Source organism: Oceanobacillus alkalisoli, assembly GCF_022213125.1.
Classification (GTDB): Bacteria; Bacillota; Bacilli; order Bacillales; family Amphibacillaceae; genus Oceanobacillus; species Oceanobacillus alkalisoli.
Map to the genome: position 1 here is coordinate 81,302 of NZ_JAKNRA010000004.1, position 11,869 is coordinate 93,170.

At 39.7% G+C, this 11,869-nt stretch carries 14 protein-coding genes; all 14 read right to left on the reverse strand.

The genetic code is table 11. The annotated features are described in order from the left end of the window. Positions 1-33: 33 nt before the first annotated feature. From L3V42_RS07675 to L3V42_RS07740, 14 genes are read right to left on the reverse strand one after another with little or no spacing between them, the layout of a single operon-like run. Positions 34-1,089 carry a protein-glutamate methylesterase/protein-glutamine glutaminase gene (locus tag L3V42_RS07675; protein WP_238471709.1) on the reverse strand — a complete coding sequence of 352 codons (1,056 nt, stop codon included), beginning with the start codon at positions 1,087-1,089 and terminating at the stop codon, positions 34-36. Further along, positions 1,089-1,952, reverse strand: coding sequence for a MinD/ParA family protein (locus tag L3V42_RS07680; protein WP_235761548.1), 864 nt, complete (start codon positions 1,950-1,952; stop codon positions 1,089-1,091). Before L3V42_RS07680 ends, L3V42_RS07675 begins: the two co-directional genes overlap by 1 nt. Further along, positions 1,945-3,069, reverse strand: coding sequence for a flagellar biosynthesis GTPase FlhF (flhF, locus tag L3V42_RS07685; RefSeq protein ID WP_235761549.1), 1,125 nt, complete (start codon positions 3,067-3,069; stop codon positions 1,945-1,947). The genes L3V42_RS07680 and flhF overlap by 8 nt, the downstream gene beginning before the upstream one ends. Continuing rightward, complete coding sequence (gene flhA, locus L3V42_RS07690; protein ID WP_235761550.1) at positions 3,066-5,099, reverse strand: flagellar biosynthesis protein FlhA; 2,034 nt, start codon at positions 5,097-5,099, stop codon at positions 3,066-3,068. Before flhA ends, flhF begins: the two co-directional genes overlap by 4 nt. Positions 5,100-5,112: 13 nt before the next feature. Next, positions 5,113-6,201 carry a flagellar biosynthesis protein FlhB gene (flhB, locus tag L3V42_RS07695; protein WP_235761551.1) on the reverse strand — a complete coding sequence of 363 codons (1,089 nt, stop codon included), beginning with the start codon at positions 6,199-6,201 and terminating at the stop codon, positions 5,113-5,115. A gap of 1 nt (position 6,202) precedes the next feature. Further along, positions 6,203-6,982, reverse strand: coding sequence for a flagellar biosynthetic protein FliR (fliR, locus tag L3V42_RS07700; RefSeq protein WP_235761552.1), 780 nt, complete (start codon positions 6,980-6,982; stop codon positions 6,203-6,205). A gap of 3 nt (positions 6,983-6,985) precedes the next feature. Further along, a complete protein-coding gene (gene fliQ / locus L3V42_RS07705) occupies positions 6,986-7,255 on the reverse strand; it encodes a flagellar biosynthesis protein FliQ (RefSeq protein ID WP_235761553.1) in 270 nt (89 codons plus the stop codon). Positions 7,256-7,285: 30 nt separating this feature from the next. Then, positions 7,286-7,951: a flagellar type III secretion system pore protein FliP gene (gene fliP, locus L3V42_RS07710; protein ID WP_235761554.1), complete on the reverse strand. Its 666-nt coding sequence runs from the start codon at positions 7,949-7,951 to the stop codon at positions 7,286-7,288. Further along, positions 7,944-8,582 carry a flagellar biosynthetic protein FliO gene (locus tag L3V42_RS07715; protein ID WP_235761555.1) on the reverse strand — a complete coding sequence of 213 codons (639 nt, stop codon included), beginning with the start codon at positions 8,580-8,582 and terminating at the stop codon, positions 7,944-7,946. The genes fliP and L3V42_RS07715 overlap by 8 nt, the downstream gene beginning before the upstream one ends. Positions 8,583-8,595: 13 nt before the next feature. Then, the gene (locus L3V42_RS07720) at positions 8,596-8,958 is read right to left on the reverse strand and encodes a response regulator (RefSeq protein ID WP_235761556.1); all 363 of its coding nucleotides are present in this window, start codon (positions 8,956-8,958) and stop codon (positions 8,596-8,598) included. 22 nt (positions 8,959-8,980) lie between these two features. Beyond that, positions 8,981-10,183 (reverse strand): flagellar motor switch phosphatase FliY, encoded by a 1,203-nt coding sequence (fliY, locus tag L3V42_RS07725; RefSeq protein ID WP_235761557.1) that lies wholly within the window; start codon positions 10,181-10,183, stop codon positions 8,981-8,983. Continuing rightward, complete coding sequence (fliM, locus tag L3V42_RS07730; RefSeq protein WP_238471710.1) at positions 10,176-11,171, reverse strand: flagellar motor switch protein FliM; 996 nt, start codon at positions 11,169-11,171, stop codon at positions 10,176-10,178. The genes fliY and fliM overlap by 8 nt, the downstream gene beginning before the upstream one ends. Positions 11,172-11,201: 30 nt before the next feature. Beyond that, positions 11,202-11,609 carry a flagellar basal body-associated FliL family protein gene (locus L3V42_RS07735; protein WP_238471711.1) on the reverse strand — a complete coding sequence of 136 codons (408 nt, stop codon included), beginning with the start codon at positions 11,607-11,609 and terminating at the stop codon, positions 11,202-11,204. Next, positions 11,602-11,847: a flagellar FlbD family protein gene (locus L3V42_RS07740; RefSeq protein WP_310739774.1), complete on the reverse strand. Its 246-nt coding sequence runs from the start codon at positions 11,845-11,847 to the stop codon at positions 11,602-11,604. The genes L3V42_RS07735 and L3V42_RS07740 overlap by 8 nt, the downstream gene beginning before the upstream one ends. Positions 11,848-11,869: the final 22 nt, after the last annotated feature.

The window sequence follows — 11,869 nt, forward strand, 5'->3', positions numbered from 1 at the left end:
TTCTTTAACCCTGTTGCATACAGGTTTAAGGGTTTATGTTAATTTTCCGAGAAAATGTCCTATTTGATGTAATGGCAGTACCTGATCGACTAATCCCGTTTCATAAGCAGCTTTAGGCATTCCGTAAATGACGGTGCTTTCTATTGATTCAGCGATGACAAAAGCTCGCTTATCTACTTTTTTAATTTGACGGATACCGTCTGAACCATCACTTCCCATTCCAGTTAGGATAACTGCTGTTTTATTCACATTTTCAAGCATTGCAATCGAATGGAATAGGGAATCGACAGACGGACGATGATTATTCACTGGCGGGGATTTCGTAAGTTTTATCCTATATTCCGTCCCATGCTCTTCAACAACCATATGAAAGTCACCGGGAGCGATATAAATAGAGCGTGCTTGTAAACAATCGCCATCCATCGCTTCTTTCACATGAAGTTTTGTCAATTTATTTAAGCGTTCCGCAAGTGATTTTGTAAAATATGGCGGCATATGTTGTACAATCAGTATCGGTGTTTGAAAGTCTTCGGGTAAATCTGTGATGACCTGTTGCAGCGCTCTCGGACCGCCTGTAGATGTGCCTATTGCAATAAGGGAATTATCTTTAGCTGTTCGTCTTGTCGGCATGGAGGATTGAGGAAAGGTTCGGAATGCTTGTTCCTTAACCGGACGACGAGCTGAAATCATTGCATCCTTTGCAGCGATTACTTTAGAAATGATTTCTTTCTGGATCGTTTCGATGTTCAACGAAATCGCTCCAGAAGGTTTCATGATGAAGTCAACGGCTCCATTCTCTATCGCCTTCAACGTATGGTCCGTCCCTCTTCCTGATTTACTCGATAGCATAATGACAGGTAAAGGCATGGTAGTCATAATTTCCCTTAGTGCTGAGATTCCATCAAGAACTGGCATCGTAACATCCATTGTGACAACATCCGGCTGAAACCTTTTGATTTTTTCAATACCATCGCTTCCGTTTCTTGCTGTGCCAATTACTTTAATACGCTCATCACTTTCTAATATGTCTGTGATCATCTTCCGCATAAAAGCAGAATCGTCTACAACAAGTACACGAACTTTTTCCATTAAAGTTTACCTCTTAGCAGATTTTTTATTTTTTTAAGAAAAGCCGGCTTATCTGTTAATGTAATATCTGTTTCATTGTGCAGGTAGCTTTCCGTAATTTGTTTAATTGATCGAGCGGCCGGGGCTTTTTCATTAAAGATAGAATATGGAATTTGCCGGATAACTGCTTGAACGACATGCTTATCTTCGGGTATGAGACCTAATGGATATACTTCAATTTGAAGAAACTGTCTAATTACTTTCTGAAGTTGCTTGAGCGTAGTTGATTCGCCTTGTGATCTAGCCCGGTTTAAAATAAGATGGATTGGCATCGTTCCTCCATTACTCGTAATCTGCTTAATCATACTATAGGCATCCGTTATTGCAGTTGGTTCTCCTGTCGTAACTACCATACATTCGTCTGCAGCCAAAATAAAAAATAGACTCGTCTCTGTTATGCCGGCACCCATATCGAAAATAATATAATCATACATCTCTGTCAGCAGTTCAAACTGTTCATAAAAAAAATCCTTATCCGCCTGCTTCATTTCTAAAAATCGACTAAGGCCAGTCCCGCCTGCAATATAAGCCAAGCCTTCTGGACCCTTTTCAATCGTTTCAATGATTGATAACTGTTCATTGAATAAGTCTACAATTGTATTTTTAGGCTGTAGACCGAGTAGGATGTTTATATTACCCATACCCACATCGAGATCAAAGAGAACCACCTTTTTATTGCGACGTATCAACTCGAGTGAGAAGTTGAGTGAAATATTAGACTTGCCCACACCACCTTTACCACTAATGAAAGCAATCGTCCTCGCCCCACGCGTTGGATGTGGTGTCTTCATCTTCCTTCTTAGACTATTCGCTTGATCAGTCATCGGCTTTCCCCACAATCAGATCACTAATGAAAGTGGCATCAGGTTTTATTAAATCATCCGGAACATCCTGTCCGTTTGTTAAATAGGCGATCCCAATCCGATTATTTAAAGCAATAGATAGAATTGTCCCATATTGTGTTGTTTCGTCTATTTTCGTAAAAATCACTTCAGTAAGTGGTATGTCATGAAATTGGTCAAATACTTCCTGTACATCCTTTGATTTAGCAGTAAGCGCCAATACAAGATAAGTTGCAATGGGCGGTACATCGTCCATCATTTCTTTGAGTTGGTTAACATACGTTTTAGTACGGAAATTCCTTCCTGCTGTATCGACAAGAATAACGTCGTAATCGGTAAACCTTTCAATTGCCTGTTTATAATCTTCGACATGGTAAGCGACTTCCAGTGGTATATTTAGAATTCGAGCATAGGTTTTTAATTGTTCTACCGCAGCAATCCGATATGTATCTGTTGTAATGAATGCAACCTTCTTTTTCTCTTGAAGAATAAGCCCGGCCGCAATTTTAGCAATCGTTGTTGTCTTACCGACTCCAGTAGGACCGACAAATTGAACGATTTGCCGTTCACCCGTAATACCGCGGGAGGGCAATGTATTCAGCTCACTATGAATCACTCGTTTCATTGCCATTAAGATATCCGCTTCCGTTACTTCATTTTCTCCATCATCCAGCAGAGCGATTGTTTCTCGAATGATTTCTTCGGCGAGCCGATTCTCCACTTCTTGGTCAAGAAGCTGCTGAAGAGCAAGCTGATAAACTGCCGGAAGATCGTCAGCATTTTTTGACGCTTCCAGTTCCATCAACTTCTTTAAACTTTGAATTTCTTTAAGTATTGGATCTGTTGTTTGCTGACGAGCTTGAGGTTTATTCGTTTGTTTCGATGTAAATTCCTGATTGACCGCAAGCTTTGTATCACGTTCAAGTGGCTCTGGATCATGCGCTGCGATGACTTCAATTTTCTTCTTTTGAAAAAGACCAAGGAAACCTCTTTGTTTAATTTCTTTCGATCGAAGAATAACTGCTTCCGGGCCGAACTCTTTCCTCACTTCATGCATTGCCTCTGGCATTGTATTGGCTATATATTTTTTAATCTTCACGCAATATTCACCACCCCTACACTTTGTACTTGAACATCCGGCTCTAATTCGTTATAGGAAAGGACAACAACCTGCGGCAAGAAGCGATCAAGCAGTTGCTTTAAATACATTCTAATTGCAGGTGAGCATAAAACAATCGCAGTATCTTCTTGAAGCGTTAACTTCTCCACTTCCTGATGAATCGTTGTAATCACTTCTTGTTGTTTATCTGGGTCAAGTGATAAATAATTCCCATGTTCAGTATGCTGAATACTTTCTGCCAGCAGCTTCTCCACTTTCCCTGATACGGTAAGGACAGTAAGACTGCGGTCGGGATTCGTATACTGTGTTGTTAATTGAGGTGATAATGATTGTCTAACATATTCTGCCAGTAATTCTGTGTCATTCGTCATCTTAGAAAAGTCAGCCAGTGTTTCAAAAATCACCGGTAAATTACGAATGGATACATTTTCTCGCAGCAGTTTTGCCAATACTTTTTGAATATCTCCAATTGCAAGTGGCTCAGGACTAACTTCTTCGACAAGCAGGGGATTCGATTCCTTCAAGTGGTCGATAAGCTGTTTCGTTTCCTCTCTGCCAAGTAAGATATGTGCATGCTGTTTAATTACTTCTGTAATATGAGTAGAAACGACAGATGGCGGGTCAACGACTGTATAACCAGAAAGTTCCGCTTCATCTTTATATTCTTCAGTAATCCATTTCGCAGGTAAACCAAAGGCTGGTTCCAATGTATCAATTCCTTCAATTCCGTCATCATCCATATCCGGTGCCATTGCTAAGTAATGATCGAGCATCAATTCACCTTTTGCCACTTCATTGCCTTTGATCTTCAAGCGATATTCATTCGGATTCAGCTGAATATTGTCTCTGATTCGTACAACCGGGATAACCATCCCAAGTTCAATTGCCAATTGCCGTCGAATCATAATTACTCTTTCCAGTAAATCCCCACCTTGATTCGCATCGGCAAGTGGGATCAGCGCATACCCGAACTCGAATTCAATCGGATCAAGATTAATTAAATTTACAACATTTTCCGGTGTATGCAATTTCGCACTCTCTGCTTCATCCAATTCTTCTTCATCCGGTTCATCCGGTATGTCGGGTCTTCGGTCCATCATATAGCCGGTGAAAAATAATAGACCTGCAAGGCCTGTCGTCAGGAAAAAATTGATAGGTGTTAAACCAAGCAGAAATACCGTTCCTGCGGCCACGTATAAAAGTTTAGGATATTGGGTGATTTGTTTTACAACATCTGTACTCAGATTCTCCCCATCACTTGCTCGAGTAACGACAATTCCAGTTGCCGTCGACATTAGAAGTGCTGGAATCTGAGTAACTAATCCATCACCTACTGTTAGACTAGTAAACAATCCAACCGATTCATTTAAGGATAATCCCATCTGAAGCATACCGATAATAATCCCAACTACGATATTGATAATAACAATGATGATCCCAGCAATCGCATCACCTTTTACAAATTTACTTGCACCGTCCATTGAACCGTGAAAATCTGCTTCCTTTTCGATTTTCTTTCGGCGTTCTTTTGATTCTTGTTCTGTAATTAGTCCTGCATTCAGGTCTGCATCGACACTCATTTGCTTACCTGGCATGGAATCCAGCGAGAATCTAGCTGCTACTTCTGCTACCCGTTCCGAACCCTTTGTAATGACTAAGAAGTTAATAATTACGAGAATAATAAAGACGACAAATCCAACAAGCGGGTTACCCCCAATAACGAACGATCCGAATGTTTCAACGACACCGCCCGCATCACCTTCAGAAAGGATTGCTCTTGTTGTCGAGACGTTTAAACCTAACCTAAATAATGTAACCAATAGAAGAAGGGTCGGGAAAACAGAGAACTGAAGTACTTCCGTTGTGTTCATCGCGACAAGAATTACGATTAAGGATATTATAATATTAACAAGAATAAGTACACTTAAAATGCCACCCGGAAGCGGAATGACGAGCATCATAATAATTAATATAACTCCAATTAGTACAGATAAATCTCTTACCTTCATTCAGTGTCTCTCCTCAAGATCTCGCTTTATTATCCATTTGATACACATAGGCTAATATTTCCGCCACTGCCTGATAGAAATCTTCCGGTATTGCTTCCCCAATTTCAACGATGCTATAAAGCGACCTGGCTAGGGGCTTGTCTTCTACAGTTGCTATATCATGTTGCGTGGCAATTTCTCTAATCCTTCGTGCGGTATGGTCCACACCTTTAGCAACCACATAAGGTGCACTCGCCTTATCTTCATCATATTTTAAAGCAATTGCGAAATGGGTAGGGTTAGTGATCACAACATCTGCTTCCGGCACCTCTGCCATCATCCGTCTTGCGGCCATCATCCGCTGCTTTTCTTTAATTTTCGATTTGATCAGCGGGTCACCTTCCATATTTTTATACTCATCTTTGATATCCTGCTTCGACATCCGCATGTTCTTTTCAAAATCAAATCTTTGATAAAAATAATCGAGAATCGCTAAGAAAAGAAGTGCTGCCGTTGCTGAGAACCCCATTATAATTGCAACCCTTCCAAATAACGCAAGTGCACTCTCTGCATTTGTAAACAGAAGCATCAGCACTTCGTCTTTATATATCCAAATCACCGTGAAGGTAATTGCACCAATAAAGGTGATTTTTAAAAAGGATTTTAAAAGCTCGACTAATGCTCGAATGGAAAAGATTCGTTTCGCTCCTTGAATCGGGTCAATTCGCTTCAAATCAAACTTTAACGGTTCCGTTGAAAACAATAAACCTCTTGTTTGGATGAGGTTGGAAGCAAATCCTGCAATCACGGCAATCAACATAATTGGTGCAAGCATTTTTGCCGCTTCAAGTGCTGCCCCGTTCAGTACCGCGGCCACAGATTCTACCGTCACATCCCAATGGATGAAGTTTGTAAATGCCTGAATAAAGAACAGCAACATTGTTTCAAGAATAAATCCACCAAAAATGAACAAAGCAAGAAAGCAAAGAGCAAGTAATATAGCGGTATTAATATCTTGACTTTTTGCAACCCGCCCTTTTCTTCGTTCATCCTGGCGCTTTTTCGGGGTTGCTTTTTCGGTTTTTTCACCAGCAAAAAACTGCAAATCCATTATTAATCGCATGCTAAGCACCTCCGAAAATCCCCAATAATTGCCGCATCGTTTGAAGCATGGTACCAAACAAATTCTCTACTGCAGTCATAAAGAGGGAAAGGAAAATTAAGATTGCCATAAAACTAACGAAAATCTTAAGCGGCAAACCAACAACAAATACATTCAATTGCGGGACAGTACGTGCAATAATCCCAAGTGCAATATCGACAAGAAATAACGTACCGACAATGGGAATTGCCATTTGAAACGCAATAATAAACATGTAGTTAAATGTTTGAATGACGAATTCTGCAATCGATCCATCCTGAAATGGAATAAAGGCTTCGATCGGCATGAATTGATAACTTGTAAAGATTCCATCTATAATCAAATGATGCCCATCCACTGCAAGTAGAAACAAAAGAGCAATCATATAAAAGAATTGTCCGGTTAATGGACTTTGTGCCCCGGTTTGCGGATCGACGACATTGGCGATTGCAAAGCCCATCTGGAAATCAACAAACCCTCCAGCAACTTGCAATGCAGAGACAATGATGAATGCAATCAGCCCGATCAGTAATCCTACAAGCGCCTCTTTCATAATGAGAAAAATATATGTATGGTCCAGCACAAAAATGGATGAATCAATTGTCTGGAAAAGTATTAATGCTAAAAAGAAACTGAATCCGAGGCGGAAAGGCATCGGAATCGTCCGATAAGAAAATAATGGGATTACGATAAAAAATGATAGCAAACGAACAAAAACAAGTAATAAGATTGGCAGTTGGTTTAAATCAATTAATTCGAGCATTGCTTACCCTACAAATATGTTCAAATTTTGAAATATATCGGCACCAAATTCCATCATCGTCTGCAACATCCATGGTCCGAAGAAAACGAGTCCGATTAAGACTGCAACAATCTTTGGAATAAAAGCTAATGTTTGTTCTTGAATTTGTGTCGTTGCCTGGAAAATACTTACTAATAAGCCGACTGCAAGAGCTAAAATGAGCAGTGGACCTGCTACAAGTAAAATCGTATAGATACCGCGCTCAGCAAGGGCCAAAACAAATTCGCTCGTCATTATAGAACACCTTCCTCCAGTAGATTCACGCTAAAACCCGGTAAGTAATGAATGGGTAACCAAATACCAACCATCAACAAGAACAAATAAAAGAATTTTAAAAGGGAGTGAAATCATTACCGGCGGAAGCATCATCATCCCCATTGACATAAGAATACTTGCAACTGCCATATCAATTACGAGGAAAGGAATAAAGATCATGAACCCCATTTGAAAAGCGGTTTTAAGCTCACTGATTGCAAAGGCGGGGATCAACGTTGTTAACGGAATATCTTGCACTGTTTCAGGCGGTTCAGCTTCCGTATAATTTAAAAATAATGCTAGATCTTTTTGCCTCGTATGTTGTGCCATGAATTCTTTCATTGGGACACTAGCACTCTCATAAGCTTCATCCAAGGTAATCTCCTCGGCGAATAATGGTTCGAGCGCGTCATCGTACACTTCTTGGAAGGTAGGCGCCATAATAAAGAACGACAGGAATAATGCTAAACCAATTAACACCTGGTTGGGCGGCATTTGCTGTGTTGCAAGGGATGTACGAACAAATGAAAGCACGATGACAATTCTCGTAAAGCTTGTCATTAAAATTAAAATCCCAGGTGCAAGCGAAAAAATCGTCAGCAACAAAATCAAACGAACAGAAGTTGATATATTTGTAGGATCTGAACTGGAAAATATCTCTATAAATTCATTCATTTCTATCTTCCTTATGTTTATCAATAATAGATTTTCGGTTTCTTTGCAGACGATTTAATTCTTGGTTAAACAGTTGGTTAAATTGACTTTCTTTCTCTTCTTCTTTCCGATTCTTTTTCAAAATAGAAGAAAATATATTACTTGCATCCAGTTCCGTTTGTTCTTCTTTTGCTTTCATAATATTTTCCATTAATATCGGGTCTTCAATTTCTTCCAGCAGGGTGATATTTTCAGCGACACCAATTAGGTAAAGCTTGTCACCTAATCGAATCAGTTGCACTGTTTTATTCTGCCCAACTGATATACCTCCGACATTTTCCAGGTTTTTAATACGATTCCCGAATTTATTTCTTCTTTTTAAAAAGTAAAGAAAAACATAAATCAGTCCTACTACGAGCAATAACGCAAACACAAGTCGAACAATCTGAAAGAATAAGGATTCAGGTTCTTCTTGTTGCAGCAGTTCCGGATTACCCCCGTTATCTTCTTCTGTCAGTGATTCCTCACAGTGTTCCGGATTTTCCAGGCATTCATCAACATATCCTGGTGCTGCCAGTGAAACATTAACATTTCCAAATAAGATAAATAATACGACCGGAACGAAAATGACATACCTAACGATAGATTCCATACCCATACCGCGCTTAGCTCAATGCTTTTTGAATAGCTTCTAATACACGATCAGCCTGGAATGGTTTTACGATAAAGTCTTTTGCGCCTGCCTGAATCGCATCTATCACCATAGCCTGTTGTCCCATTGCTGAACACATAATGATAGTGGCGTCAGGGTTTATTTCTTTAATTTCCTTCAAAGCAGTAATCCCATCCATTTCTGGCATTGTAATGTCCATTGTGACAAGGTCAGGCTGCAATTCCTTATATTTTTCAACCGCTTCTCTACCGTCCTGAGCTTCTCCAGCAATTTCATAACCATTTTTCGTTAAAATATCCTTTATCATCATACGCATAAATGCTGCATCATCCACAATTAAAATTTTATTAGCCATTTCTTAATCCTCCTACGACAATTTATTTAAGTTTCATGATTCGGTCGGACTGACTGATAATATCCGTTACCCTTACACCGAAGTTTTCTTCAATAACGATGACTTCGCCTTTTGCAATCAATTTTCCATTAACTAATATATCAACCGGTTCTCCGGCAAGCTTATCTAATTCCAGAATCGAACCTTGTGATAAATCAAGAATATCTTTGATTGTTTTCTTCGTCTTCCCTAATTCCACGGTCACTTTGAGTGGTATATCGAGCAACATATCTAGATTATTCTGCTCATTTTGCGTGAGTGGTGCAGGCTGAAACGCTGAAAACGTAGCTTGTTCAATTGTTGCATGTTGTTGATCAAATGTATGTCCAAGATGCTGGGGTTCATTCGGCTGAACTTGACCTGCATTGGATTGCGCTTGTTCTCTTTGCATTCCCGGTACCTGGACGGATTCCCCGGCTCGTTCAGCCTCTGTAAACGTCTTTTCCGGCGGAGCTTCAAGTGTGCTCGTTGCAGCAGCTTCCTTGGCAGCCTGTGATGTTTCTTCTACATTCTCGACATCCCCTGATAGCAAATCATTCACCAGTTCTTTCGCAAAACCTAAAGGAATAAGCTGCATCATATTTGAATCGATCAAGTCACCAACAATAAGTCGGAAAAATATTTTTACATAAATATCTTCCTGAAAAATTTCTTTTGCTTCCGATTCAATTGATCCTTCAATGATTGCTGGCGGAGATATATCTACTTTTTTATTAAAAACAGAAGACATGCTTGTTGCCGCTGTTCCCATCATTTGGTTCATCGCCTCTTGAACAGCACTCATGTAAATTTCCGGAAGGGTTTCATCGGGATTTTTCCCGTCTCCTCCAAGCATAATGTCAGCAATAATAGCTGCATCTGTCGCTTTGATGACAAGGATATTTCTTCCAGTGAACCCTTTCGTATAATCGACTTGGATACTGACCGGCTGAAAAGTGAATTCTTTTGCGAGCTCTTCATTTTCGATAATACTTACAGAGGGAGTAGTGATTTCCACCTTCTGATTGAGTAATGTCGATAGCGTTGTAGCGGAACTTCCGAAAGAAATGTTCCCAATCTCACCAATTGTATCAATCTCCATTTCGGATAAGTAAGCTTGATTATCAGGTTCTTGTGCTTTGTTTTTTTCTTCACCAATACTAAGAAGTGCATCAATTTCATCCTGAGATAACATACCGTCATTCATGGGTGTTTACCCCCTTTTTAATTTCTTCAAGTACTTGAACCGCAGCCTTTCTCTTATGCTTACCAGCTTGAACAAAGAATTTCGGTTCCTCGTTCACCGTAAGCAACAATGGATTTTCTATCTGCTGGTCAAGTGCTATAACATCATTCAATTGCAATTTCAAAAACTCATTAATCGAAATGGTTGTTTCACCGAGAATTGCCTGAACATCCACTTCAGCAGTTTGCAAGTTACTGCTCAACTTCCGGTAAGCTTCTTCATCTGGTTCTGCTGCAGTATGATCCATCCAATAATGATCAGACAACTTTGGTATAATCGGCTCCAGCAATGTATGCGGAATACATAAATTAATCATGCCTGTCGTTTCTCCGATTGCAGCCGACATTGACACGACAACAACCGTATCATTCGGTGCCACCATTTGGATGAATTGCGGATTTTCTTCAAACTCCTCCAGAACTGGTTCGACTTCAATTAAAGAAGACCATGCATCTTTCAAATTATAAGTCGCTTTTTCAAAAATTTGTTTCAGTAGTAAAATTTCAATTTCGGTTAAACTTTCCGTTTTGGAAACGGAAGTTCCTTTTCCGCCTAAGATTCGGTCAAGTAGCGCGTAAGCTACATTGGAATTGATTTCAATAACCAAGCTTCCTTTTAATGGCGCCATACTGTATATATTTAATACGGTCAGCGAGGAGATGGACCGTACAAACTCTTCGTATGGTACTTGATCGACCGAGGTTACTGCAATATGTACATAGGTTCGTAAGTGCGAAGAAAGAAAAGTTGTGAGCATTCGGGCATAGTTTTCATGGATTCTGGAAATACTGCGAATCTGGTCTTTTGAAAATCGTAATGCCCGTTTGAAATCATAGACTCGAATTCTTTTCTCTTCTTCTTCTTTTTTCAGTTCTTCTGCATCCATTTCTCCTGATGTAATTGCCGAAAGCAGTACATCAATCTCATTTTGCGACAGTATTTCTTCCATCTCATTCCACACCTCCTCTAGGGGGAGACTTTACTGAAGTATTTTATTGATTGTGTATACATCGGTAATCGTACCTTCTGTCATCACTTCATTTAAACTGTCTTTAAGCGTTGCTTCCAGATCGCCTAATCCCTCTTTAAATGCTTCCTCGTCCATCAATGCAAGTTCTTTAATCAGTATATTCACTAATTGGAAATCTCGTAAACTAATTTCTTCATGGGCTTCTTTTCCATCTGTTAAAATCCGGAATTGAATTCGGACAAAAGTTCCATCCTGCAGATCGGTGACGATTTCCTCTGTCTCATAAGAATACTTTACGACTTTATCAATTGATAACTCTTCTGCGCCTTCCACATTCAATACGACAATCAAAACGGAAATTGCCCCGACTAAAAGAATTGCGAGAGAAGTGATCATAACCTTTACTAATCTACTCATTTTGGTCACCTACTTGTTTATAAACTTGCTGCAAGCCAATTTCCTTGTAAAACATTTTTGTTACGTGAAGTACTTCAGCTACTGTGTTTTGAACGATTACCTTTTTGCCATTAATTAGGGTAATTGTCGTATCTGGCAGCGCTTGGACTTGCTCAATCAAAATTGCATTCAGAGTGAACAGTTCACCATTTAATTTCTTTAATTCAATCATAAATTTGGCGGGAGTGACGAAGCGCATCGCCAGTCACCCCCTCCTCCTT

What these genes read in the sequence shown, in the direction of transcription:
- L3V42_RS07675 (WP_238471709.1), bottom strand. Translation starts at nt 1,089, where the DNA reads ATGGAAAAAGTTCGTGTACTTGTTGTAGACGATTCTGCTTTTATGCGG.
- L3V42_RS07680 (WP_235761548.1), bottom strand. Translation starts at nt 1,952, where the DNA reads ATGACTGATCAAGCGAATAGTCTAAGAAGGAAGATGAAGACACCACAT.
- flhA (WP_235761550.1), bottom strand. Translation starts at nt 5,099, where the DNA reads ATGAAGGTAAGAGATTTATCTGTACTAATTGGAGTTATATTAATTATT.
- flhB (WP_235761551.1), bottom strand. Translation starts at nt 6,201, where the DNA reads ATGCGATTAATAATGGATTTGCAGTTTTTTGCTGGTGAAAAAACCGAA.
- fliR (WP_235761552.1), bottom strand. Translation starts at nt 6,982, where the DNA reads ATGCTCGAATTAATTGATTTAAACCAACTGCCAATCTTATTACTTGTT.
- fliQ (WP_235761553.1), bottom strand. Translation starts at nt 7,255, where the DNA reads ATGACGAGCGAATTTGTTTTGGCCCTTGCTGAGCGCGGTATCTATACG.
- fliP (WP_235761554.1), bottom strand. Translation starts at nt 7,951, where the DNA reads ATGAATGAATTTATAGAGATATTTTCCAGTTCAGATCCTACAAATATA.
- L3V42_RS07715 (WP_235761555.1), bottom strand. Translation starts at nt 8,582, where the DNA reads ATGGAATCTATCGTTAGGTATGTCATTTTCGTTCCGGTCGTATTATTT.
- L3V42_RS07720 (WP_235761556.1), bottom strand. Translation starts at nt 8,958, where the DNA reads ATGGCTAATAAAATTTTAATTGTGGATGATGCAGCATTTATGCGTATG.
- fliY (WP_235761557.1), bottom strand. Translation starts at nt 10,183, where the DNA reads ATGAATGACGGTATGTTATCTCAGGATGAAATTGATGCACTTCTTAGT.
- fliM (WP_238471710.1), bottom strand. Translation starts at nt 11,171, where the DNA reads ATGGAAGAAATACTGTCGCAAAATGAGATTGATGTACTGCTTTCGGCA.
- L3V42_RS07735 (WP_238471711.1), bottom strand. Translation starts at nt 11,609, where the DNA reads ATGAGTAGATTAGTAAAGGTTATGATCACTTCTCTCGCAATTCTTTTA.
- L3V42_RS07740 (WP_310739774.1), bottom strand. Translation starts at nt 11,847, where the DNA reads ATGCGCTTCGTCACTCCCGCCAAATTTATGATTGAATTAAAGAAATTA.